Source organism: Autumnicola lenta, assembly GCF_031846515.1.
In the GTDB taxonomy this organism is placed as follows: domain Bacteria; phylum Bacteroidota; class Bacteroidia; order Flavobacteriales; family Flavobacteriaceae; genus Autumnicola; species Autumnicola lenta.
On sequence record NZ_JAVRHO010000001.1, the window covers coordinates 78,839 to 104,745 of the forward strand.

Below are 25,907 nucleotides of genomic sequence, written 5' to 3' on the forward strand. Positions count from 1 at the left end.
TTATAGAAAATCTTTTGTAAGAAGAAGTGGTTCCCTTTAAGGGTTTATCCAACCATCCCCCGGAAAAAGCATTTTTCAGCAGCTCTTTTGTATACGTTGTATAATAGTTGCCGAAAATTGACAATTCGGGCAGCAGATTTTTTTGTGTAAAGCAGATATGTGCTATTCAGACAATTTTATTGCGGTCTTTTATCAAACCCGGTTCGGGTCATATCTCCCCAGCCTTTATTTCCGCTTATTTTTTCCCAGTTTCCTTTTAGAGCGGCATATACAGTAAAAGGATGAAAAATTATTGGTTCCAGAAATGCTACTGCGACCAATTTTCTCAAATCAGCCAAAGTTTCATAGCGCTTAAAAGTAGCTTCTTCAGAATATAGTGCTATCATAGAAAATAACACTGCAAAAGAATACACCAGCAAAATGAACAGAAAGAAAAAGGTCCAGCTTATAATTCCCAACGCTGCTAGAATTATAGTGATTACCAATCCTGTAAATTCAATTAGCGGGGCGTAGTATTCAAAAAACAGCCAGTAAGGGTAACTCAGGAGTCCCAGAGTTTTATACTTCGGATTAAACATCATCTTCCTGTGAGTCCAAAGAGTTTCAATAGTTCCACGCATCCATCTGCTACGCTGTTTTCCCAGGATTTTATAAGATTCTGGCGCTTCTGTCCAGCAAAGAGGGTCGGGAATATATTGTACGGCATAAGGCTGCTTGTGATCAATCATATACCGACGCATCCTGACTATAAGTTCCATATCCTCTCCTACAGTATTTGTATCATAACCACCGCTCTTCATAGCAATTTCACGATCGAACATTCCAAAGGCGCCACTAATAATTAAAAGTCCGTCGAGCTTACTCCAGGCCATTCTTCCCAGTATAAATGCGCGCAAATATTCAATTACCTGTACCCTGGCCAGGAAATTATCGGGAGCCTTTACTTCTACTAGTTTTCCAGATCTTATAACACAGGAATTGGCTATTCTCACCACCCCGCCGGTGGCAATGACCCTTTTATCAGATTGTTCGAGATAAGGTTTAGCCAACTTCAGCAGCACATCTTTATCCATAATACAATCTACATCTATACAAACCAGGTAAGGGTTTTTAGAAACGTTCATTCCTACGTTTAGAGCATCAGCCTTTCCTCCGTTCATTTTATCGACTACAATAAGCTTCGAAAAAGCGGAATTGGTAGAAGTGTAAATATTCTTAACTTCCTTTGTGGAAATCTGGGGATGGTACTCTCTAGATGATTTTACCAGGTCGAAAGCTTTAATTAGCACAGGAATAGAATCGTCCTTACTACCGTCGTTAACCACAATCACGTCAAAGTTATTATAGTTAATGGCCAGCAGAGACTTTACATTTTCTTCAATGGTCTTTCCTTCATTATAGGCCGGGGCAATTAAAGAAACCCGTGGTGCACTTTCCAATGACAGCAACGCATTATAATTGACAAAACGGTTTTCCCGAAGGTATTCCTTTAAAGAAACCGAGGAAATTATTGCCAAAATGATGTATGACGACATCACGAGAACTGCAAATATTAGTATTAGATAATTGAATACAGTAATAAATAAATCAATAGATGCTATTCCTGTCATGTTAATTTATGTATTCGGTTTTTTCTAGTACCAGTGCAATTTCTTTCTTTAGCTGAAGGTTTTTCGTTTGCTGATAAAATACCAATAGAGCATCATAATGTTCTGCCTTTTTATAGTAATTCATCAGCCTGATAGCCAAAAGTACAATTGAGTTATTTTTGCTTTCCAGTAAATCTGAAAGATCGTCTGGAGCGCTAATTCGGTGTTTCTTTACCGAAAAAAGTATGTTGCTCTGTACCCAGTCATTTAAATATAAACTCTTATTCCTGAATTTTAAAATTTCAGCGATCCCCTTCAATTTTATCATTCCCAACAGGACTTCTGTTTGTACAAAGGTACTTTTATGGTTTTGCAGTGAAACTATCCTGGGATAGGCTTTTTGATAATTCAGGCTCGACAGATCGCGTATTCCTTCCACTACATGCGGCCACTGAGAGGAATTTAATTTTTTAAGGGAGTAACTGGCAAGTCCTGATTCGGCATAAAATTGTTCCAGTTTCTTACTGTAGTTTCCGCTGTAGTTGTGATGCAGACCAATAATGGCTTTTATGGTAACCCGCTGAAAAAGTACAGACTGAAGATTTTTTTGAAATTCAGGAGAATTTACTACCTCCTCTACAGGTATATCTGTAAACAACATTTCGAACAATAAGCTGTCTATCCTTTTTTGAAGTGCCTGTCTGCACTTTAATTCTTTTATCCGTCTAAGCTTCTTGCTTAAGGTAAGTCCCAGAAAAAAAAGTGCAATGCCGAAAATAACAATTATCGCCCAATAGATAACAGTCTCCAATTGATAGTAATTGAACTGATATTGGGGAGATAAAGCGATCAACTAAATTTCAATTTTAATCATACTTAAATAAAGCTAATTTTTGGGAAGCAATTTTTCCATTCGCTTCAGCAAAACAGGAGGGCTAAATGGTTTGGTAATAAATTCATTCGCACCCAAATCAAATACTTCCAGTTCTGTAGACTCTACACCGGAAGACGTTAGGACAATAACAGGAATTTCTTTTGCAAGAATCTCGCGGGTAGCGTTTATCACCTGTTGTCCCCCGGCAAAAGGAAGATTAAGGTCTGTGATCACAAGGTCTATTTCGCCGCCCTTATTATTTAAACAGGAAATGGCATCAAGTCCGTTCTCAAAATCAATTACTTTATAAGATTTGGATGTTAGAAAGAAAGCGAGTGATTTTCTTAGCATCTCATCGTCTTCTACAAGCAGAATATTCATAAGTATGATTTTAGTTTGGTGTTTACTGTCTGTAAAATTTGCTGAAGTTGATCTTTAAATCTCGTTAAGGTAATATCCAGCTTTTCATCTGATAGCTTCTCTTTATCCACATTTTCAAGCTGATATAAATAATATTGATCTGCACCAATTATTCCAAATGAAGTTTTAAATTTATGAGCTGTAGCTTTAATCGCGGGGAGATCCCTTTCTTCATAAGCTGATTCCAGCTGACTCCACATTTCTGAAGCCTGCTTCACAAACAAGGACAACATTTCCTTTTCAAAATCTTTATTTCCTCCCGACATTTCCTCAAGGGTTTCAAAGGAAAGACCTGCATCTGATTTTTCCTGATTTCCCTCATAATTCCCGGAGTTGCCATTATTGCCTAAACATTCATTTATTTTTGCCAGCAGGTCATCCCTGGTGAAGGGTTTCGAAAGGTAATCGTTCATTCCTGCACGAAGACATTTTTCTTTTTCTGCTAACATGAAATTAGCAGTGAGCGCTATAATAGGTGTGACAATTTTTAAATCTTTACGCAACACTTCTGTAGTTTGATAGCCATCTTTTTCAGGCATCTGAATATCCATTAAAATCAGATCGTATTCCCTTTCTTTCGCCAGCTGAACGCCTTTATTGCCGTTTTCCGCCATATCGATTTCATGACCTTTTTCCTGTAAGATCGCTCTTATAAGCCTCTGGTTAAGTTCATTATCTTCACACAACAATATTTTTGCGGGTTTTTGAAAGCTAGTCGCTGCTACTCCTGTAACGGTATGATCCTGAAATTCCTTTTCAGCAATTTTAAATGGAATGGTAAAGGTAAAACAGGATCCTTCTCCCGGTTCGCTGCTAACTTCCACAGTGCCTCCCTGCCTGTCAATGAGATGTTTTGAGATATTTAATCCCAGACCTGTCCCTCCAAACTTACGAAAAGTACTCTCTTCAGCCTGTGAGAATCGTTCAAATATAACTTTAAGTTTTTCCGGAGGAATTCCTATTCCCGTATCTCTTACCTTAAATTTAAGTACGGCTTCATTATTCGCAAGTTTAATTAATTCGACCTTTAGATCCACACCACCTTCCGCAGTGAATTTAAGGGCATTATTCAAAAAATTGATGAGGATCTGGCTTAATCTGTTCTTATCTCCTTTTAGATCCAGGGGAACACCGGAATTTATATGGAAATCAAATTTTATCTTCTTTTGGTGTGCTTTTAAATGAAGAATGGCAAAAACATTTTTCACAACCTGCTGAAGATTAAATTGTTCCTCTTCCAGGTGTATCATTCCTGCTTCCAATTTGGAAAGATCCAGAATATCATTAATTATAAATAGTAAATTATCCCCTGCTGTTTTTACCGATTGCAAATAGGACTTTCTTAAATTATCTTTCTCCTGTTCCAGTAAAAGCTCAGTAAATCCCAATATAGCGTGGATAGGAGTACGTATCTCATGACTAACATTGGCAATAAAGTTATCCTTCTGGATATTTAAAGCTTCTGCCTGCTCTTTCGCCTGAAGCAGGGCTTTTTCTGCCAGTATTTCCTGGGTAATATCAGTTGCGATCTTGATCACTTTAATCACGTTTTCATCCAGATCAAGAATGGGATTATAAGTGGCCTGGATCCAAACCGTACTGCCATTTTTATGCTTTCTTCTTAAACGTCCCGATTTAAATTTTCCATGCCGAAGGGACTTCCAAAAATTCTCATCATTTTCCTTTTCTTCTTCACCTAAAAGATAAGAGTGGTGTTGACCTACCAGTTCTTCTTTACCGTATCCAACAATATTGAGGAAATGCGTATTCACCCTTTCAATAACGCCATGGGGATTGAATTCTATAACGCCACTGGATTTTCTTATAGCTTTAAGAAGATTGTTGTACTGTGTTTCCTGGTAAAGGAGCTGACGCTGGTTTTCTTTGATTTTTTGTTCCAGCTGAAATTCCAGTTCATCGCCCAACTTCACATTTTTCTTGCGGGTTTCAAGCAACAGCATAGCCTGATTCGTCAATAATTTGAGAGCCGTTTTTTGATTTTTATTAAGTGTTCTTGGCTTACTGTCAGCAACGCAAACCGTGCCTATGTTATGACCATTGGAGGCCTTTAAAGGCATACCCGCATAAAACCGGATTCCCTCTTCTATGGTTACGTGAGGATTATTTTTTACACGCTCATCCAGCCTTGCGTCGGGAATTTCCAAAAGCTCATCCTGTACCACGGTGTACTGGCAAAAGGTTTCCTTTATCGGCATTTCAGACGAATCTATACCTGTTTTGGCTTTGTACCACTGCCTTTGATCATCTATCATAGAGATTATAGCAACAGGTACATCACAAATTATGGAAATAAGTTTGACGAGTCCGTCAAAGTCTTCTTCGTAGGGAGTATCTAAAATATTGTACGACAAAAGTGTCTTAAGTCGTTCAATTTCGTGGAATTTGGGGAAATTCAAATTGTTCATCTAGGGCATAAAGATAAAAAAAATTAAGAACCGAATGTCAGCAGGTTACTTTTTACTATTAATTACCCCAAGCACTGATTGGAACATCTGTAGAATATTAAAGAAAATTCTACGCAGAGCACATTACTAAAAACTGTAATATTTTAATAGTTATATCTTTTAGATGTTGGTAACCAACGTGTTCCTGATATAGCAGAAATAAAAATTGCTACCTGAAAAACACAACTTCACCTTATAAAAACAAGCTTAAGTTGTGTTTTTCAGAAAAAATTCGTTCATCTTAAGAAAAAAGTGGCTTCAAATGTCTTTCATAAAGATTGAAAGTGACATTTTCTTCAATTTTTTCGCGATACTTATCCAATAACTTCGGAAAATCTTCCTTTTCAGCGGCAAGTTTGTATGCGCAGTGTAATAATTGCCGAAAATTGGCATTATAGGCATCAGACTTTTGGTCGTGACGTAAAGCATCTGCAAACTCCTTTCCGTTTTTGAAGCTATCTGCAGCCGGAAGTTTATCACGATCTATAGAAAGTACAGAAACATAATCTTTGGTGAGCTCATCATAACGTTCTAACGCTTCAGTATAAATATCTTTTGCAAAATTGAAGGCCTCACCTCCACTTTCTGCCAAACCTATTAACTCCTCCAGCCAGGTAGTGCCGGCGGTTTTTAAATGCAGTCCAGAATCATGTTTGCCAATAAGTTTCTGCATAACCGGGTAAATAGAGAATTTATCGCTGCCGCTATGCACGCTTAGTTTCAGGTTATCCGGAAGTCCAAACTCTTTTTTGGCAAATTTCAGCACTAAAAGATCTTCTTCAAATTCTTTTTGAAACTGTTCCAAATTTCCGCGGTAATCCACACCTTTATTAAATTCTCCGGTAAATTTTGGAGCAATAGTATTCACCGGCACTTTATAAAAGGCCAAAGCAGCGAGAATAAAGAAAAGTTCTACAGGAGATTGCGGCTCTTCCACTTCATCTATAGAAACTTCAGTAAAAAAATCTGCTTTTTTTTCAGCTTTAATATGATCATAAACCTCTCCTGCTTTCTTCATCGCAAACAGAAAATTGTTCAGCATTCCTTTTAACTGAGCTTCAGAAATGGCAATTTTCGACTCTATACCTTCAATCTGAAACTCATTCAAATACTTCTGAAAAAATTCAATAAATTTATCTTTTTCATTTTCTGAAGCTTCCTTACCTATAAAGTCGGCTACATCTATCGTGAAAAAATCGCTGACGGGGATATATGGACCAACAGTTTCCAAATTGATGTGATCTGCATCTACAAGGTAATCTCCCGAGTAATTTAAAGCGCTCACCGCTTTGTCTGCCTCTTCGCGGGTACTTGCAGGTTTAGTTCCCACTGTTTCATGTTCGCGATTGGATTTGTTCCAGACCGGTGTCACCTGAACACCTAAATCCCTCATCTTTAAAACAGCTTTTAACTGCGCTTTTCCTTCTTTCCCAAATCTATCACCTGTTCCAAATGAATATTTTCCTAATTTTCGCATGACCTATAGTTTTTAAACTCCGCTAAACGCACCAAAACCTCCATCTACAGGAATAACGACACCTGTCACGAAAGCAGCCTCGTCTCCCGCCAGCCAGTTCGCCACGCCCTGAAGCTCTTCGGGTTTACCAAAACGTTTCATGGGAGTATTATTAATAATTGTTTGGCCTCTGGAGGTAAGGCTATCATCTTTGTTAAGCAGAAAATCCCTGTTTTGTTCTCCAATAAAAAATCCCGGAGCAATAGCGTTTACACGGATTCCATCGCCATATTTCTGCGCCATTTCTACGGAAAGCCATTTGGTAAAATTATCTACCGCAGCTTTAGCCGCGCCATATCCCATCACCCGCGTTAGCGCCCTTTCAGCAGCCATAGAGGATATATTTATAATACTTCCTTTTTTCTGTTCTACCATTCCTTTTCCAAAAATAAGCGTTGGTAAAACAGTTCCTTTAAAATTGAGGTGGTTTACCTTATCGAAATCGTCCAGGTCTAGGTCAAAAATAGATTGATCTGGCGTGATGGTCGCTCCCTTCACGTTTCCACCGGCAGCATTTACGAGAATATCAATAGTTCCATATTCTTTGAGAATGGCATCTTTGGCAGCAAGTAGTTTTGCTTTGTCCAAGACATCTGCAACAAGCGGAAAAGCCTCTCCTCCTTCGGCTTTTATCTCGTTTACACGTTTTTGAACGGTATCTTTACTTCTACCAAGGATTCCTACTTTTACTCCATTTTGCGCCAGCCCCTTTGCTATTGCACCACCAAGCACGCCGTTTCCTCCTGTTATTACTGCTACTTTATTTTTTAAACTCAACATCTTTATCATTTTTATTTTTTGGAATTGTACTAAAAAGTGTAAAATCAGCGTAATCGGAATTTTTCTAATTCTTCGAAAAGTTTACCTCAAGCAAAAAAATCCAGGCTAAGGTCAAAATTTTCTTCCGGAAATTCACTGAAGCCAATCATTCTAATTTACGCAATTATTCCTGGTCTCCCGAAATGATTAGTAGAATTCCGTAAATCTTCCTTCCAAATTCTTCAAAAGGTGATTAGATAAACATTTGGGACTTAAGATAAAGGAATTACCACTTCACTTCCATTTCTTTCCGCTGAAAGATAAGCTGCATAAATAGTCGCTATAACGTCTGCAGCAAGACTGCTATTACTTTCCAGGGGCTCGCCGTAAGCCAAAGACCTGTAAAAAGCCTCCATTTCATGCTGATAACCATTAAACCAGCTTTCATCGGGAGAAATACTGGACCATCCTTGTTTGGTTCCGGTTTTTTCCACAACATAAATGTCTTCAAAGTTTTCTTCAACCGGATTATAGGTTTGCATTGCATTATTGGGAGTAAGGTTACATACCGTTCTATGGTTGCTGGCATGTACTTCAAGATAATTTTTTACTCCGCCGTGCAGCAATTCGCTGGCCACTATATCGGCAACCGTTCCATCTTCAAAAACTATGTGAGTTAAAGCGTAATCTTCAACATCTGTACATGAATCTTTGAGATGTTTTTCATTTTTATAATTTGGCATTCGGGTAATTGCATGAACCCTGCAGGTTACGGTTTTAGGACGAATAGATTTTCCGTTCCTTGCTTTGCCTTCCACATATTTGAGATAAAGAGCTCCGGCAAGCGGATGGCAACCTTTGCCCATTAGGGAACCTCCTCCAGAACGTTTCCACTTGCCATAGTCCAGCGAATGTGACCCGGAATGGGATTGTTGCGCCTGGATCCATAAAATCTGACTTTTAGTTTTTTCTATGACCTCCCGCTCTTTCTGAATGGCAGGTGCATAAATCCAGTTTTCGGCATACATAATCGTACCCTTGCTCAGCTTTTCGGCCTTGAGCATATTTTTAATACTCCGCAAGGCCTGCTCCAGTCCCTTTTCCCTCGGAAAATCATCTCCTGAAAAATCTTCTTCATCGTCACCAAAATATCCGGTTAACGGCTTCTCAATGATAACATTTTTATCCTCCTTTAAAATCTGAATAGCCAGAGGTTCGTGAGTAACCGGCGGCGTACACAAATGAAGAACATCTGATGCTGCAATTAATTCCTGAAGCGTTGAAAAAGCTTTCACCCCTTTTTCCTCTGAGAACTTATTTAAATTCTCCGTATTCCTGGAATAGGCTCCTATCACTTCCACTGTGACTCCATAAACCCGCTGCAAAGCATCAAAATGGAACCGGGCAGCAAAACCCGATCCTACTATTCCTGCACGTACAACCTTTTTTCCTGGCTCCATTTTTTTCTATTTTATAAAGAAACTCCACGTTTCCAAGGGATAAAATCATCCTGATCTAATTGATCTGCTTTGGATTCTTCTTCTCCACTGGCAACTTTAACTATATATTCAAGGATTTCTTCTCCCATTTCTTCAATAGTCTTTTCTCCCCGAATCACTCCACCGGAATCAATATCAATAATATCTGGCATAGATCTGGCCAGGGTAGAATTTGAGGAAACTTTTATAACAGGTGCCACAGGATTTCCTGTTGGTGTTCCCAGGCCGGTGGTAAAAACCACTACACTTGCACCGGCTCCAACCATCGCTGTTGTACTTTCAACATCATTACCGGGAGTACAAAGTAAATTGAGGCCTGGTCTGGTAACGTAATCGCCATAATCCAGTACATCTTCAATAGGTGAAGTTCCACCTTTTTTAGCCGCTCCGGCAGACTTCATCGCATCTGTAATAAGTCCGTCTTTTATATTTCCGGGGGAAGGATTCATATCAAATCCGGAACCGGCAGCAATTGCAGAATCTTCAAATGCGCGGATAAGTGAAATGAACCTGTCTGCAATTTCGTCATTCACACAACGGTTTACCAATTCCTGCTCAATTCCGCATAACTCAGGAAATTCAGAAAGTATTGGAGAACCTTTTAATGCCGATAATAAATCTGAAGCATAACCCAAAGCCGGATTTGCAGATATACCTGAAAATCCATCAGATCCGCCACATTCCAGCCCTAACTTCAGTTTAGATAAAGGAGCCGGTTTTCTCGGAATTTGGTTTGCTTTTTTAATTTCAGCAAAAGATTCTTTGATGATCGTATTCATCATATCATCTACCGTTCCCATTTGCTGTTGCTCATAAATAAGTAAGGGTTTTTGAATATCAGAATTTATTCTCTTTAAAGCACTTTTAAAGATATCTATCTGAAGGTTCTGACACCCAAGGCTTAAAACGGTTGCACCGGCCACGTTGGGATTATTTATATACCCCGCGAGTAATCGTGCCAAAGAAGCAGAATCCTGCCGTATACCACCACATCCACCCTGGTGCGTAATAAATTTGACTTCAATATTGTCAAATATGCTACTTTCCTCAGGTTCGACATCTGCCATTGCTTCAGAATCTGTACCGTGAATAAGGCTACGCAGCAATAATCTTTGCTTACTGGATTTATGAAAAGAGAGCTCGTTTTCAAAAACATCCTTTAAGAGCTCAATGTTCCGGTTCTCACAAAAAACCAGCGGAAAAAACAACCATACATTTTTTGTTCCTACCTGCCCGTCAGGTCTGTGGTACCCATTAAAAGTGCGGTCTTTCCATTTGGAGATATCGGGGGCATTCCACGCGGTAGTTTCTGTTTTCCCATAAGCAGTATTCGCTTCATGCTTTACATTGTCTACCGTTAGAACTCCGCCTTTTCTAATCTCTTCGGTAGCTTTACCTACCAAAACACCATACATATAGATCTTATCTTCAGCTGCAAAATCTACCATGGCAACTTTATGCTTGGCTTTTGTATCGCTTGTAATAAATATATCTTCTCCCTCGAAATTTACCGTATCACCCTGCCATAAATCTACCAATGCAATGGCAACATTATCTTCGGGATGTACTTTTATCAATTTACTTTTCATAATTTCTCCTTTTTCATCTTATTCAGATCGCTCCGAAAATATCTTAAATCCTTCTTCTATCCCTTTATGATCAATAAGCTCCAGGGCAGATGCAACTTTTTCCGTCAATTGTGGAACTTCGGTCAGATCTCTATCCCAAAAATTGCCATTTTTGAGTACCCTCTCCGAAATTTCATTGTAGTTATTTAATTCCCATGCCTGTTTTAATTCAGATGTGGTTTTTTCATCGTCTTTTACGGGCAGAATTTCACCATTCCACTCCCCTTTGTAAAACCTTATTAAACAAGCAAACGCAAAGGTAAGGCGCAAGGGTAATCGATTGTACTTTTCCTGAAAAGTAAGAAGACTTGGCAGGACTCTAACCTTAAATTTAGAAATGGAATTAAGCGCAATGCTTGAAAGCTGATGTTTAATAAACGGATTCCTAAACCTGTCAAAAACTTCTTCAGCAAAGGAATTTAATTCTTCTTCTGAAAGTTCAAGAGTAGGATTTATCTCTTCAAATACAGCTTCACTAATGAATTTTCCTGTGAATTCATGATCTACAGTTTCCTTAACGGTTTCATTTCCATAGAGAATAGAGAAAGGCACCATCGTAGTATGGGCACCATTTAAAATACGTACTTTTCTAGTTCTGTAAGGCTGTAAATCGTCAACAATAAGAATATTTTCATCTATTTTATCAAAAGGTATTTTAGACTTCAGCTTCTCATCTCCTTCAATTACCCATAACAAAAATACTTCAGCAGACACGATTAATTTATCCTCCTGCTCCAGCTTCTCCTGGTAAGCATCGATATCATCCTTTGGGTACCCGGGAACTATCCTGTCTACAAGAGTATTATGAAAATCGTTATGATCTTTAATCCAGCTAATGAATTTGTCCTCCAGTTTCCATAGCGACGCATACTTCAAAATGATTTCATTAAGAGCGTCTGCATTGTAGTTTATAAGTTCGCAAGGAATTATGCTAAGACCCTTGTCTTTAGCTCCATTAAAATGCTGAAACCTTTTGTAAAGCAAAGCAGTTACCTTTGCCGGAAAACTGCTGTGCGGGTATCCTTCCAGAGTATCATTTTCATCAAAGGCAATCCCGGCTTCAGTCGTATTGGAAATTAAAAATTCCAGTTGTTCTTCTTTTGCCAGATCGAGGTAAACCTGATAATCTTCATACGGATTAATCCCTTTCTGAATACAGGATATGGTCTCCTGTTCCTGGATTTCTTTGCCTTTTTTTATACCTTTCATAAAAAGGTTGTAAAGGCCATCCTGTTCATTCAGAATATCTACCATACCAACGGCTAACGGCTGAATAACTGCCACCCCTGCATTAAAGTCGGCTTTTTTATTAAGCTTATCGATAACATAATCTACAAACGCCCTTAAAAAATTCCCTTCTCCATATTGGATAACTTTTATAGGTAATTTCTTAGTAATGCCTGCAGTCTCTCTGTTTAAGCTTTTCTTTTTTATTTTTTCCATTTTACAATATCATTTTAATTATTCAAATAGACTTGGAAGCCATAGGGTAATTTCTGGTATAAAGGTTACTAGCAGCAATACGATAAACATAGCCACATATAACGGCAAGAGGGGTTTTATTACTTTCTGAATAGTTGTGTTTGCAACACTTACCCCTATAAACAAAACAGCACCCACAGGTGGTGAACAAAGCCCCACACAAAGGTTCATTACCATCATTATTCCGAAATGAACAGGATCTACACCCAATGCAACTACCACAGGCAGAAAAATAGGCGTAAAAATTAGAACCGCCGGAGTCATGTCCATAAAGGTTCCAACAAAAAGCAGTAGTAAGTTGATGATAAGCAGAATTACAAATATATTATCGCTCAGGCTTAACAAACTATCACTAACAGCCTGAGGTATATTTTCATATGACATTACCCAGGACATACTCATTGATGTTGCTATAAGCAACATTACAATTGCTGTTGTACCTACCGACCCAAGAAAAACACTGTATAAGCTACTCACCTTCAACTCCCGGTTTATAAAGGAAAGTATTAAAGTATATAGTACTGCGATTCCTGAAGCTTCTGTTGCAGTAAAAATACCTGTTACTATTCCTCCTATTACGACTACCAATAGCAGTAAGCTGGGAAAGGCATGCAGAAAAGTTGTCATTATATGTTTAAAACTACTTCGTTCACCAGCAGGATATTTCTTCTTTTTGATCCAAACTGCAGCCACGAGCATTAAAGCAAGTCCCATTAAAATTCCCGGAAGATATCCTGCCAGGAATAAAGAAGCAATAGAAACACCTCCACTGGCAAGGGAATAAACGATTAGCACATTGGATGGCGGAATTACCAACCCCGTAGTGGACGCTGTAATATTAACGGCCGCTCCAAATTCGTTTGAATAGCCCTCTCGTTTCATAGCCGGACCTAAAATTCCTCCCATCGCTGAAGTGGCAGCCACTGCAGATCCAGAAATTGCTCCAAACAACATAGCGGCAATTACATTTACATAAATTAATCCACCTGGAAGCGCCCCCATGAGCGCTTTGGCAAAATCAATAAGTCGGTTGGCTATACCTCCCTGGTTCATAATTTGGCCGGCCAGAATAAAGAGCGGAATGGCCAGCAGGGAAAAACTATCCAGACCGGTAGCCATTCGCTGTGCAACAGTAGTAAAGGCAGCTAAAGAATCGATAGATGCCAGGATGGTGAGTATACAGGAGATACCAATAGACCAGGCTACCGGAACTCCAATCGCCAAAAGGACAACAAAGGATACTACGAGAATTAAAACCTCTGACATCATACTAAATATTTTTTCGGATAAATTATTTCATTTACTTTATAGTAAATAACCAGTATGCCACTTAACGGAACCACGATGTAAACGAAAGAAAGTGGTAAATTAAGAGCTGCAGAATACTGCCCAAGCAGGTAATTTACATAAACAAGATTCCCTCCTCCTATAACCAAAACAGTTAAGCTGAACAGGATGATGAGAATATTAATTCCAATACGTAGCCTCACTCTGTTTACCGGACTCAGTTTTGGAGGTAAAATATCAATAGCCAAATGAGTTTGCTGTCCCGAAGCATATGCTGCTCCTAAAATTCCAATCCAGATAAAAAGGTAACGAGACAATTCTTCTGTAAAAGAACTTGCCGAATCAAGTAAGTAACGGGAAAAAACCTGCCATAATACAGACAATACCATTAGAACCATTAGAAGAACCAAAATACCTCCTAAGGTTTTATCCATTTTTGTTTTCATTAATTTAATTTAAAGATTGAATAGCTTCAATTACTTCTTTCATTTCAGGGTTCTCCTTAAACTCTTCATACATTGGCTGTACCTTTTCTTTGAATGCATCTTTATCTGTTTCGATAACCTTTACGCCAGCCTTCTGTATTTCCTCGAGTGCCTCCAGCTCTGCCTCACGCCAAATCTCCTTTTCAAATTCTGAAGATTCCATAGCAGCTTCCTTTAACCAAACTTGTTCCTGTTCTGAAAGACTATTCCATACAGGAGTTCCTATAACCAGTATATCCGGCAAGGCCGTGTGTTCATCCAGGACAAAATATTTACATACCTCATAATGTCTTGAAAGGTAAAAGCTGGGTAAATTATTTTCTGCACCATCAACTATCCCCTGTTGTAGAGCGGTATATAGCTCCCCCCACGCAATAGGAGTAGGCGATCCTCCTAAGAGTTTCACCATATTTATAGCGGTCTGACTTTCCATTACCCTAAGCTTGAGCCCTTCAAGATCTTCAGGGCTATCAATCGGGGTTTTACTATAAAAACTACGGCTTCCTGCATCGTAGAAGGTGAGACCTTTTAGCCGTTTATCGATGCTGGCATTTAAGAAATGTTCTCCAATTTCTCCCTCCAGAACATTAAAACGGTGTTCACGATCTTTGAAAAGGAATGGTAATCCGAATACTTTTAGTCCGGGTGCAAAATTTTCCATCACTCCGGTAGACACTTTTGTCATCCCCAGGCTTCCAATCTGAAGCAGCTCCAGGGATTCTCGTTCAGACCCTAACTGCTGACTCGGATAAATATCCAAAAGCATTTTTCCGTCTGACTTTTCTTTAAGACGGTCGCCCATAAAAACCATAGCCTTATGAACCGGATGACTAACATCAAGACCATGCCCAAGTTTTATCACTCGTGTGTTTCCATCTTTTTCGCAGCCTGTCAGCAATAATGCCACCAGTACAACAAGAAATGAAGCACTCATGCTACTTCTCATATTTTTATTTTTTTGCTGTATTTATTATCTTTTAATCCTTCCACTCACATTACCATTCACTACCTCCTCCACTTCCTCGACACTTACCAGATTGGCATCTCCCACATGTGTGTGTTTTAAAGCACAGGCTGCATTGGCAAAATTAAGTACATGTTGATCATCAAAGAATTGCAACCCATATAATATTCCGGCTGCATAGGCATCACCTGTTCCTATCCTGTCCACAACATCCCTTACTTCCAGTTCTTCACTTTGTAAATATTTCTCTCCGGTCCAGGCACGCCCATAAACTTTTTGCCATGAGGAACTTACACTGGTCCGCACTTTATCAAATATTTTCTTAATCGAAGGATGAGCAGTAATAAGTGCTTTACTGGCAGCAACAAAGCCTTCTTCATCAAAAGCATAATCAGACTCCAAAATTTCGTTAATTTCATTAACACCACCAATAAACACAGAGGAAAGATCTATGAGTTCTGATAAAACATCATTACTTTTCCGGCCATAGTTCCAGAGATTACTCCGATATGCGGGATCTGTTGTTACAGTGATCTTCTTCTCCCTGGCGATTTCCAAACCTCTTTTTAAGGTTTGATAAGCACCCTCTGAAACTGCAGGAGATATTCCTGCCCAGTGAAAATAATCTGCATCTTCAAGAATATTTTCCCAATCAACACTCTCGGGGGTAATATTGGCAAAGGAACTATGAAGTCTGTTATAGGAAATCTGGCTGGAACGCATTGCAGATCCTACCTCGAGAAAATATATTCCCAATGGGTGATCTACTTTTTTAACCGCTGAAACGTCAATCCCAAATTTACGTAAAGCTGCAATTGCAGATTCGCCCACAAAATCTTTAGAAACATTGGTTACATGTTGCACTTCAACTCCCAAATAAGCAAGGGAAGCTGCCACATTCATTTCTGTTCCTCCAAAAAAAAAGTCCAGATTTGATGCCTGCTGTAATTTCCGGTTTTCAGTAGGGGATAAGCGCATTAACACTTCACCAAAAGTGACTACTTTTCCTGTATGACTTTTTTTCGTTTTCACTTAGTGTTCCAGATTATAGTATAAGCTTATGCTTATAAACCGGCAATGGACAAGATCAATTGTCCATTGCCGATAAAAATTTATATTAATTATTGCACTATTTTTTAAGTCGCTTAATCAACGATAAGGTTTCTTCTACTGTTTTTTGCAGCTTATCAAAATCTTTATTTGCCAGAATATCTTTAGAAATTAATTGAGAACCCATTCCCACACAGGTAACTCCAGCATCAAACCAGCCTTTAAGGTTTTCTTCAGTAGGAGAAACACCTCCTGTAGGCATAATGCTGGTCCATGGACTGGGTCCTTTTACTCCCGTAACAAACTTAGGTCCATAAAGATCTCCAGGAAACAACTTAACTATTTCACATCCTAATTCTTCAGCGCGGGCAATTTCTGTAAGTGAACCGCAACCAGGAGACCACAATACCTTACGACGATTACACACAATAGCAATATCTTCTCTCAAAACCGGGGTTACAATAAAATTTGCACCCAACTGCATATAAAGAGACGCTGCTGCCGCATCGGTTATAGATCCTACTCCCAATATCATTCCGGGTAGCTCCTTAAGAGCATATTTGTTAAGCTCCCCAAATACCTCAAAGGCAAAATCCCCACGACTGGTAAATTCCAGCAATCGGGCTCCACCATCGTAGCAGGCTTTCAGGACCTTTTTTCCCAGTTCTACATCAGAATGAAAGAACAGAGGAACCATCCCCGATTCTTTCATTACTGACGCTACTTCTAATCTTGTATACTTAGCCATAATTTCTCTGTTTCTGTTACCTGGAAACACGCCCTGAAGCATCCCCTCCCATTAATTTTTTCACTTCATCAATAGTTGCAAGATTGGCATCTCCTTTAATCGTATGCTTTAATGCTGATGCAGCTACTGCAAAATTCAAAGCATTCTGATCATCATCAGGATATTGTAATAAACCATAAATCAATCCTGCCATAAAGGAATCTCCTCCTCCCACACGGTCCACAATATGAGTAATATTGTATTCAGAAGATTTTAACATGGTTTTACCGTCGTAAAGCACTCCGGCCCAGGTGTTGTGAGAAGCTGAAATAGAGCCACGTAACGTAGTAATCACTTTTTTTGCATTTGGAAATTTTTCCATCATCTGTTGACAAACAGACAAGAAAGCTTCTGCTTTTACGTTTTCACCCTGAGTAGTAATGTCCAAACCTTCAGGCTTTATTCCAAAATGCTTTTCAGCATCTTCTTCATTTCCTAAAACGATATCGCAATAAGAAGTAAGTTCTGTCATTATGCCTTCAGGCTCCACTCCATATTTCCACAATTTCGCACGATAGTTTAAATCTGTAGAAACAGTAAGACCTAAATCTTTAGCAGCTTTTACGGCTTCCAGGCATACATCTGCCGCACCCTGAGAAATTGCAGGAGTAATTCCTGTCCAGTGGAACCAATCTGCTCCATCAAAAACTTCCTGCCAATTGATCATTCCTTTCTCAATTTCAGCTATGGCTGAATGAGCACGATCATACACCACCTTACTACCACGGTTAACCGCACCGGTTTCCAGGAAGTATATTCCCAGGCGATCGCCACCAAATACAATTTTATCTACTCCAACATTCCTTTTACGCATTTCCATTAAGGCACACTCTCCAATATCATTCTTAGGCAAGCGTGTAACGAAATCTACCGGCACTCCATAATTGGCAAGAGAAACTGCCACGTTAGATTCGCCGCCACCGTATACCACGTCAAAACTGTTTGCCTGAGAAAATCTTAAAAATTCAGGAGGTGCAAGACGAAGCATTATCTCACCGAATGTCACTACTTTTTTCATATTATTCTGGTTGATTATTATAAATTATTTGTCTCTAACTTTTAAAATTCAAAGTATTCTTTAGCATTGTGGTAACTGATATCTGCAATAGTTTTTCCAACCAACTCCATATCATCAGGTAATTCGCCACTTTCCATTTCTTCCCCGAACAAGTTACATAAAACTCTTCTAAAATACTCATGCCGCGGGAAGGACAGAAAACTTCTGGAATCAGTAAGCATCCCAATAAAACAACTGATAAGCCCCATGTTAGATAAAGCATTCATTTGCCTTTCCATACCATCCTTCTGGTCTAAAAACCACCAGCCGGAACCGAGTTGTACCTTTCCTTTAACACTTCCATCATTAAAATTTCCGATCATGGTCGCAAAAATCTCATTATCAGAAGGATTAAGATTATAAAGTATCGTTTTGGTAAGCTTGTTTTTTCCGTCTAAGGTATCTAGAAATTTAGATAAATTTTCCGCCTGACTGTAATCTGCAATAGAATCCCAACCAGTATCGGGACCCAGCTGTGCCAGCATTCTTTTGTTGTTGTTTCTTAAGGCACCAAGATGAAATTGCTGTACCCAGCCAAATTCGTGGTAAGTCTCACACAGATACAACAAAATAGCTGTCTTAAACTTCTCAGCTTCCAATTCTGAAATAGCTTCTCCTTCCCTTCTCTTGCTGAAAATACCAGCAATCTCTTCTTCGGTTAATTTCTCGAAAGACACGTAGTTAAGACCGTGGTCACAAAGTTTAAAACCGTTAGCATCAAAATATTCAATACGCTTACGAAGCGCTTTTTGCAGATCTTCAAAAGAATCAATCTCCATTTTAGCTACTTCACCCAACTTATTGAGGTAGTCATTATAACCTTCTGCCTCGATCATCACAGCCTTATCAGGGCGAAAAGCAGTACTCATTTTAATACTGAAGTCACTTTTTGCCAATTTTTGATGATATTCAAGGGTATCTATAGGATCTTCAGTAGTGCAAACTGTCTCCACATTCATCTTCTTCAGCAATCCACGAGAGGAAAATTCCGGTTGCTGCAATTGTTTATTTACAGCTTCATAAATACGTTCTGCGGAATCTTCATTAAGCAATTCATCAATTCCGAAGTATCTTTTTAATTCAAGATGTGTCCAGTGATAAAGCGGATTCCTTAGCGTGTACGGAACCGTCCTGGCCCATGCGAGAAATTTCTCCTTATCTGAAGCATTTCCGGTAATATACTTTTCATCCACACCTAAAGTACGCATAGCACGCCACTTGTAATGGTCTCCTGCCAACCACACCTGAGTAATATTGTCAAAACTGCGATCTTCAGCAATATCTTTTGGAGATAAATGGTTGTGGTAATCTATTATGGGCTGATCGGCCGAATATTTGTGATAAAGTTCTTCTGCATATCTGTTTTGCAGCAAAAAGTTATCATTTATAAATGTTTTATTCTTCATTTGAGGTTGTTATTCGTGATTTATTTTCATTTCCGGAAATATACAAATACACATTTAAGCGATGCCGGAAATTTGGCAATTATTGATTTTATCTGCCCATCCAGCCACCATCTACCAACATAACCGAACCACTCATGTAGTTACTGGCCTGTGATGCAAGAAAAATAACAGGCCCTTTAAAATCTTCAGGCTCACCCCATCTTCCTGCAGGGATCCTGGATAAAATGCTTTCACTTCTCTCTTCATTATCGCGAAGGGCTTGAGTATTGTCCGTAGCAATATACCCTGGAGCAATTGCATTTACCTGCACTCCTTTGGATGCCCATTCGTTGGAAAAAGCCATGGTTAACTGGCCAATTGCGCCTTTGGAAGCGGCATAACCCGGTACTGTAATCCCGCCCTGGAAAGTAAGAAGGGAAGCTGTAAAAATAACTTTTCCGCTACCTCTTTTCAGCATTTCCTTTCCAATTTCCCTGGTAAGAATAAATTGTGCATTTTGATTTACCTCAATCACTTTATCCCAATACTCATCAGAATGTTCTGCGGCAGGTGACCTCATTATAGTACCTGCGTTGTTCACCAGAATATCTATTTGAGAATGCTCAGATTTTACTTTTTCTATAAAAGCATAAAGTGATTTTCTATCTGAAAAGTCACATTGATAGCCCTGGAAAATTCTTCCTTTAGCTTCTACAGCTTTACCGATTTCAGAACCTTCAGTTTCCAAAGAAGCTGAAACTCCTAAAATATTTGCTCCGGCTTCAGCCAAAGCTTCAGCCATGGCAAACCCTATTCCTCTTTTACAGCCGGTTACTAAAGCTGTCTTACCTTCTAAACTAAACATTTTCATACTTTCTCCTATTTCAATTCGTTTACAGCCACTTTATCCATATCGCCATAATCCAGGTTCTCACCGGCCATTCCCCAGATAAAAGTATAATTAGATGTTCCTGCACCAGCATGAATAGACCATTCCGGAGAAATTACCGCCTGGTGGTTCTGTAAGAAAATATGGCGGGTTTCCTGAGGTTGTCCCATATAGTGACTGATGGTTTGATCTTCTTCCAAATCAAAATAGAAGTAGACTTCCATTCTCCTGCTGTGTGTATGTGGAGGCATGGTATTCCAAATGTTTCCTTCTACCAGCTCTGTCATTCCCATCTGTAGCTGGCAAGTTTCAACAATACTATTTACAATCAATTTGTTTAAAACACGCTTATTACAATATTTTGAATCTCCCAACTCTACCACTTCAGCATCTTTCTTGCTTACCTTTTTTGTAGGATAAGCTTTATGGGCAGGAGCAGAATTCAGATAAAAATAAGGTTGTTCATTACCGGATTTTTCAAAAATAACTTCCTTATTTCCCTGGCCTACATATAAGGCTTCTTTATGACCAAGTTCATAAACCTCTCCATCTACAGTAACCTTTCCGGTTCCACCAACATTAATAATTCCAAGTTCACGACGATCAAGGAAATTTTCAGATTTAAGATAATCTATGGTTTCCAGCTTTACAGCTTTATCTACAGGAAAAGCTCCACCCGCGATGAAACGGTCATACATCGTATAAGTTAGATTGATTTCATCCTTCTTAAAGATTTCCGGAATTAGAAAATGGTCCCGAAGCTCTTCTGTTGTGTATCTTTTTACATCTTCCGGGTGATGTGCGTATCGAAATTCTGAGTTTGTCATAATTTTTTAATTCTTGGTTAATTCTGAATTATTTTTTTGATAAAATCACTTTTCAGTAAGTTCTCAAGTAGCGGATTATTATGTATCCTGTACAGTCCTGAAAGGTTCACCGAACATATTAAGAAATTAACTGAACATTACCAAAAAATGTAATCGATTACACAAATATAAACAAAAAAACGAATCCATCAATTAATCGTAACTTTTTTACAATTAAATGAATTATTCTTACCTCATGAAATCGAAATCGTTATTAAAAAGTTCTTTTTTAATAAAAATGCTTTTACCTGAGAGAAAAGGTCTTACGGCATCTTCACGAGACCTTCCCACTTTACCTCACAATTCCCATCATCCGGAAACCCAGGATTTCTTTCTGTGCTTCCCTCTCCCAACCGGCACACATCATTGCTACTGCAGTAAGCAATCCACCATTACCGTTAGATAAAGCCTTAGCCGCTCATCCTGATAATCATAACCATTTTTTAAATAAGTCTTGGTATGCAAACTTATAAATAATGCATCAACAGCTTTTTCAGGTTGCCCCAGTCTGGCAGCAGTCATAGCGGTCATCGGGAAATCCCAGCCCCAGGTTTCTTCCCAGGACCAAACCTTCCATACTTTATCAAGGGTGTTCTCCATGATTTCCATATCCAGCAAATTTGTATCAGGCAACATCCCATAAGCAGCTAAAACTGCAATCGGTTTTATATTCTGGATTTGTATAAGAATCCGCTGCACTTTCGGTGGCCAGGTAAACATTTTCCTGAACATAGATCAAAAATTGCTGTTTTTTCTAATTTAAATTTCTTCATCATAAAAAGCTAATAGACGAAAACGACTATTGGTTAAATGGAGATGAAAGCTAAGCCTTATCAGGCTCCTCTCCCAGACTCCATTAATTTTATATCTGTCAGATCCTCTATCCTTATTGGATTACCTGTTTCAATACTGTGACGTGCTGCCACACCGATCAAAACAGACATTGCCCCGTCACGCAAACCTGCAGCACGGTCATAAGGATCTTTTTTATCCGGATGTGTAAAAACCTGATCATGCAAACGCTTATCTCCTCCGCCATGTCCCGATTTTTCCATACCTACCTGAATAGTTTCGAAATCGTTCCAAAGTTTATGGGTAACAATCGGTTCATAAGTGAGTTCTTCCTCCCCCTGGGCCATTTCCATAGCATGCAATTCCTCCTGACTCATCTCCATCTCCTTGTTGTAAGGGATATCAAGCGAAGCTTCAATTCTTCCTTTAGTACCGTTAAAAGCGATACGCCACCCCTCGAAAGGTGAATACGTAGTGAGAGAATAATTCACAACCGTATTATCCATGTACTTGATTTGTGCAGACATTTTATCGTAAATATTAATCTCCTTTCCCCACACACAATTATCTCTGATATATCCATCGTGGTGCTCATTTTCTACGTAAAGTTCCATATCCCTTTTACTTTCGGTGATGTCCCAGTAAAAATCACAGTTGGATTTATGGGTACAGGGTCTGCAATAGTCTCCGCGGAAGGGATGATTGGCTCCATAGAATTCAAGATCGCCATAAGCAAAAACCTCTTTAGGATCTGAATCCAGCCACCAGTTAAGTAAATCGAAATGATGTGTGGATTTGTGGACGAGCAAAGTCCCGCCCTTTTCTCTTAAGCCATGCCATCTTCTGAAATAAGAAGCACCATGATAGGTATTTAAATACCAGTGAAAATCTACTGAAGTAATTTTACCTATAGTACCTTCTGAAAGTAATTCTTTTATTTTAGTATTATACGGGCTCCAGCGATAGTTAAAACCTAAAACAAGTTTCTTGTCGTACTTCCTCTCGGCATCAACTATTTGCTGACATTTATCTTCATCGGTGGTCAAAGGCTTTTCGGAAAGTACATCACATCCCATCTCCAACCCCTGAATAATAAATTCGTGATGTGTGGCATCTACAGTGGTCACGATTACAAGATCGGGTCTGGAACTATTGATCATGGTCCGAAAGTCGAGGAATGTCGGACAATCTACTTCCATATAATTTTTTGCATATTCCAGTCTACCGGGGTTTATATCGCATAATCCCACAAATTCCAAACTATCACTGTATTTCTCCACTAAGCGTTTTCCCCAGAAACTGGTGCCCCGAACACCTGTACCAACCAATACTACCTTCAATTTTCGATTATCCAGGCCAAAACCCCAGGAAGGTAAAATCATAGTTCCTGCAGCCAATGCACTGACTGATTTTAAAAAAATTCGTCGGGACTTTTCCATAGATTTGTGCTTTAATTAATGAACTTCAGAAAAAATTTATATATAAATAGTTGAAGTAAATTACATAAAATCAACTAACTACTAACTTTTTTTTGATAGAACTTACTGATTAAAAGGAATTATATTCCGCAACATATTCATGCGGGCAATGTGCTTGTAGATAGGTTAAAAGAGTCTTTTACCGAACCCCAACATAAAGTAATTAAAACTTCCATCCTTCACAGAGAATCCACCCGACAGGTTCCGGTTATTCAATTAAAATAGCAATGTTTCTTATCCTCCCAGGTACTGAAGGTTTCCGATTTTCAGAATTTCTTTATTTCAGAAAATCTTTGCTTACCTTTCTTTAATTGCTTCATTTTCAGTATTACCTGCAGAAAAATTTTCTACTGGTTATCCCTCATAAATTCTTCGGCTTTTTCTACCATTTCTTTATTTCCGCAGAAGAAGGGTACTCTTTCATGAAGTTCCGTAGGCTTTAGCTCAAGTATTCTGGTAAAGCCATCGGTACACTTTCCTCCTGCCTGTTCTGTTAAAAAAGCCATTGGATTACATTCATACAAAAGACGTAGCTTACCTTTAGGTGATGTTGTTCCTGTAGGATATAAATATATCCCTCCCAACAACATATTTCTATGAAAGTCTGCAACTAAGGAACCGGTATATCTCGAAGTATATGGCCTCCCATCTTTTTCATCTATCTCCTGTACCCATTTTATATATTTCTTTACACCAGTTGGAAAATGCACATAATTGCCCTCATTAACCGAATATATCTTCCCATGATCCGGAAATTTAATCTCGGGATGAGATAAGAAAAAAGACCCTATTCCGGGATCAAAGGTAAAACCGTTTACTCCATTGCCCGTGGTGTAAACTAAAATGGTAGAGGTACCATAAATGATGTAACCCGCTGCAACCTGATTCTCACCGGGCTGCAAAAAATCTTCTTTGTTTACCGACTCTCCCGGTTTTGATATCCTCCTGTAAATGCTGAATATAGTACCTACGGTAATATCGACATCTATATTGGAGGAGCCATCAAGAGGATCCATTAGAACAATATACTTTGCATCCTTATGCATATCCTCATCAAAAATCAGATAATCCTCCAGTTCTTCTGATGCTATTCCACAGATCTCTCCGCGGTTCCTTAGCGTCTCAATAAAAACATCATTTGCCATGACGTCTAATTTAGCCTGGTCCTCCCCCTGCACGTTTTCGTTTCCGGCTTTTCCCAGTATTTCTGAAAGTCCGGCTTTGTTAATCGCCTGATTCACCACTTTTCCGGCAAGGCGAATCGAACTTAACAGGGCACTTAATTCTCCTTTTGCATATGGAAAATCTTTTTGATTCTCTATTATAAATTCCCCGAGAGTAATATGTCTTTCCATCTTTTAAAACTATTAATTTTCTAATGTTTTTATTATTCCGAATTCAAGTCCGCGTAACTCCGCCAGGCCACGTAATCTTCCCACTGCAGAATAACCGGGATAATAAGGCTTTTCCTGATCGTCCAGCATTTCATGCCCGTGATCTGGCCGCATTGGAAGTGGCTGCTTGTCGTCTTTACTCTGAAGTTCATAAAAGGTTCTTACCAGTTTATACATTTCTGCACTGCCTTCCAGATGATTAGCTTCATAGAATCTTGAATTTTCTTCCCGCTGAACCGATCTTAAATGAACAAAATGAATACGTTCAAAATAGGCTTTGATAATCTGCGGTAAATTATTCTTTGCTGAAGCACCAAGACTTCCACTACAAAAGGTGAGTCCGTTTGCTTTCTGCGGAACCTTGTTAAAAAGATAATCCAAATCTGAAGCAGTGCTCACCACTCTTGGCAGACCAAGTACCGGCCATGGCGGGTCATCTGGATGAATGGCCATTACCACCCCGGCTTCTTCAGCTACGGGAATTACCTTTTCAAGGAATTCTACCAGATGTTCCCTTAACTGTTCTGCTGAAATCCCTTCGTAATCCTTCAGGCCATTCCTCAGTTTTTCAAGTGTGAAACCTTCTTTATCGCCAGGTAGCGCCATCAGTAGACTTTTCTTTAGAACCTCCAGTTCTTCCTGCTTCATTTCAGCATGTTTTGCTTTGGCTTTCTCCACCAGTCCTGCTTCATAATCTGCCTCTGCATTTTCACGATTTAGAATAAACAAATCAAAGATAATAAGGTCTTCCAGGTTATGAAGAAGTGCCGTACTGCCATCTTCCAGCAGATATCTTACATTGGTTCGCAACCAGTCCAATACGGGCATAAAATTGTAACATACACGAGTAATACCGCATTTGCCCAGGTTCCTGAGGCTTTGCTTATAATTTTCAATATACTTTTCCCTATCGGTTCTTGCCTGTTTAATATGTTCGTGCACGGGAAGGCTTTCCACCACGTTCCAATGCAGTGGGAATGGATGTTCATTATTGCTGTCTTCCAGCAGCTTCTTCCGCTTTTCTATCTCCTCCACACTCCACACGTCTCCCACCGGAATATGATGTAAAGCGGTAACCACTCCATTGGCTCCGGCCTGCTTTATGGTTTTTAAATCTACAGGATCCTGCGGACCGTACCACCTCCAGCTTTGTTCGAATATCTTTTTCATAATTCTAATTTTGGAACAACAAGTTAGTAACTAATATCTCTTACCTGCTTTATACTGAAAATTTTCTGTGT

Annotated in this window: 22 protein-coding genes; all 22 read right to left on the reverse strand. The window is 39.1% G+C overall.

Features of this window, described 5'->3' with window-relative positions; translation table 11 throughout:
- Positions 1 to 176 precede the first annotated feature (176 nt).
- Entirely contained in the window at positions 177 to 1,610 is a 1,434-nt protein-coding gene (locus tag RM545_RS00315; protein WP_311493270.1) for a glycosyltransferase family 2 protein, read from the reverse strand.
- A 1-nt stretch (position 1,611) separates the two neighbouring features.
- Positions 1,612 to 2,442, reverse strand: a complete 831-nt coding sequence (locus RM545_RS00320; protein WP_311493271.1) for a hypothetical protein — start codon at positions 2,440 to 2,442, stop codon at positions 1,612 to 1,614.
- 33 nt (positions 2,443 to 2,475) lie between these two features.
- A complete protein-coding gene (locus tag RM545_RS00325; protein WP_311493272.1) occupies positions 2,476 to 2,844 on the reverse strand; it encodes a response regulator transcription factor in 369 nt (122 codons plus the stop codon).
- Positions 2,841 to 5,255, reverse strand: a complete 2,415-nt coding sequence (locus RM545_RS00330; RefSeq protein ID WP_311493273.1) for an ATP-binding protein — start codon at positions 5,253 to 5,255, stop codon at positions 2,841 to 2,843. Before RM545_RS00330 ends, RM545_RS00325 begins: the two co-directional genes overlap by 4 nt.
- 334 nt (positions 5,256 to 5,589) lie before the next feature.
- Entirely contained in the window at positions 5,590 to 6,825 is a 1,236-nt protein-coding gene (locus RM545_RS00335; protein WP_311493274.1) for a tagaturonate epimerase family protein, read from the reverse strand.
- A 12-nt stretch (positions 6,826 to 6,837) separates the two neighbouring features.
- Positions 6,838 to 7,653 carry an SDR family oxidoreductase gene (locus RM545_RS00340; protein WP_311493275.1) on the reverse strand — a complete coding sequence of 272 codons (816 nt, stop codon included), beginning with the start codon at positions 7,651 to 7,653 and terminating at the stop codon, positions 6,838 to 6,840.
- 242 nt (positions 7,654 to 7,895) lie between these two features.
- Positions 7,896 to 9,083: a Gfo/Idh/MocA family protein gene (locus RM545_RS00345; protein WP_311493276.1), complete on the reverse strand. Its 1,188-nt coding sequence runs from the start codon at positions 9,081 to 9,083 to the stop codon at positions 7,896 to 7,898.
- Between the two features lie 11 nt (positions 9,084 to 9,094).
- Complete coding sequence (locus tag RM545_RS00350; RefSeq protein ID WP_311493277.1) at positions 9,095 to 10,711, reverse strand: UxaA family hydrolase; 1,617 nt, start codon at positions 10,709 to 10,711, stop codon at positions 9,095 to 9,097.
- A gap of 18 nt (positions 10,712 to 10,729) precedes the next feature.
- The gene (locus RM545_RS00355) at positions 10,730 to 12,193 is read right to left on the reverse strand and encodes a tagaturonate reductase (RefSeq protein WP_311493278.1); all 1,464 of its coding nucleotides are present in this window, start codon (positions 12,191 to 12,193) and stop codon (positions 10,730 to 10,732) included.
- 18 nt (positions 12,194 to 12,211) lie between these two features.
- A complete protein-coding gene (locus RM545_RS00360) occupies positions 12,212 to 13,501 on the reverse strand; it encodes a TRAP transporter large permease (protein ID WP_432264565.1) in 1,290 nt (429 codons plus the stop codon).
- Positions 13,498 to 13,965, reverse strand: coding sequence for a TRAP transporter small permease (locus RM545_RS00365; RefSeq protein ID WP_311493279.1), 468 nt, complete (start codon positions 13,963 to 13,965; stop codon positions 13,498 to 13,500). The genes RM545_RS00360 and RM545_RS00365 overlap by 4 nt, the downstream gene beginning before the upstream one ends.
- Positions 13,966 to 13,969: 4 nt before the next feature.
- Entirely contained in the window at positions 13,970 to 14,950 is a 981-nt protein-coding gene (locus tag RM545_RS00370; RefSeq protein ID WP_311493280.1) for a TRAP transporter substrate-binding protein, read from the reverse strand.
- Positions 14,951 to 14,974: 24 nt separating this feature from the next.
- Positions 14,975 to 16,000 carry a sugar kinase gene (locus RM545_RS00375; RefSeq protein ID WP_311493281.1) on the reverse strand — a complete coding sequence of 342 codons (1,026 nt, stop codon included), beginning with the start codon at positions 15,998 to 16,000 and terminating at the stop codon, positions 14,975 to 14,977.
- A 97-nt stretch (positions 16,001 to 16,097) separates the two neighbouring features.
- Positions 16,098 to 16,766 (reverse strand): bifunctional 4-hydroxy-2-oxoglutarate aldolase/2-dehydro-3-deoxy-phosphogluconate aldolase, encoded by a 669-nt coding sequence (locus tag RM545_RS00380; RefSeq protein WP_311493282.1) that lies wholly within the window; start codon positions 16,764 to 16,766, stop codon positions 16,098 to 16,100.
- 16 nt (positions 16,767 to 16,782) lie between these two features.
- Entirely contained in the window at positions 16,783 to 17,823 is a 1,041-nt protein-coding gene (locus RM545_RS00385) for a PfkB family carbohydrate kinase (protein WP_311493283.1), read from the reverse strand.
- Positions 17,824 to 17,864: 41 nt separating this feature from the next.
- Positions 17,865 to 19,268, reverse strand: a complete 1,404-nt coding sequence (gene uxaC / locus RM545_RS00390) for a glucuronate isomerase (RefSeq protein ID WP_311493284.1) — start codon at positions 19,266 to 19,268, stop codon at positions 17,865 to 17,867.
- An 88-nt stretch (positions 19,269 to 19,356) separates the two neighbouring features.
- The gene (locus RM545_RS00395) at positions 19,357 to 20,118 is read right to left on the reverse strand and encodes an SDR family NAD(P)-dependent oxidoreductase (RefSeq protein WP_311493285.1); all 762 of its coding nucleotides are present in this window, start codon (positions 20,116 to 20,118) and stop codon (positions 19,357 to 19,359) included.
- A gap of 8 nt (positions 20,119 to 20,126) precedes the next feature.
- Complete coding sequence (gene kduI / locus RM545_RS00400; protein WP_311493286.1) at positions 20,127 to 20,963, reverse strand: 5-dehydro-4-deoxy-D-glucuronate isomerase; 837 nt, start codon at positions 20,961 to 20,963, stop codon at positions 20,127 to 20,129.
- A gap of 408 nt (positions 20,964 to 21,371) precedes the next feature.
- Positions 21,372 to 21,734, reverse strand: a complete 363-nt coding sequence (locus tag RM545_RS00405) for a hypothetical protein (RefSeq protein ID WP_311493287.1) — start codon at positions 21,732 to 21,734, stop codon at positions 21,372 to 21,374.
- A gap of 101 nt (positions 21,735 to 21,835) precedes the next feature.
- Positions 21,836 to 23,233 (reverse strand): Gfo/Idh/MocA family protein, encoded by a 1,398-nt coding sequence (locus tag RM545_RS00410; RefSeq protein WP_311493288.1) that lies wholly within the window; start codon positions 23,231 to 23,233, stop codon positions 21,836 to 21,838.
- A 386-nt stretch (positions 23,234 to 23,619) separates the two neighbouring features.
- Positions 23,620 to 24,627, reverse strand: a complete 1,008-nt coding sequence (gene fbp / locus RM545_RS00415) for a class 1 fructose-bisphosphatase (protein WP_311493289.1) — start codon at positions 24,625 to 24,627, stop codon at positions 23,620 to 23,622.
- 12 nt (positions 24,628 to 24,639) lie between these two features.
- The gene (uxuA, locus tag RM545_RS00420) at positions 24,640 to 25,836 is read right to left on the reverse strand and encodes a mannonate dehydratase (RefSeq protein ID WP_311493290.1); all 1,197 of its coding nucleotides are present in this window, start codon (positions 25,834 to 25,836) and stop codon (positions 24,640 to 24,642) included.
- Positions 25,837 to 25,907 lie beyond the last annotated feature (71 nt).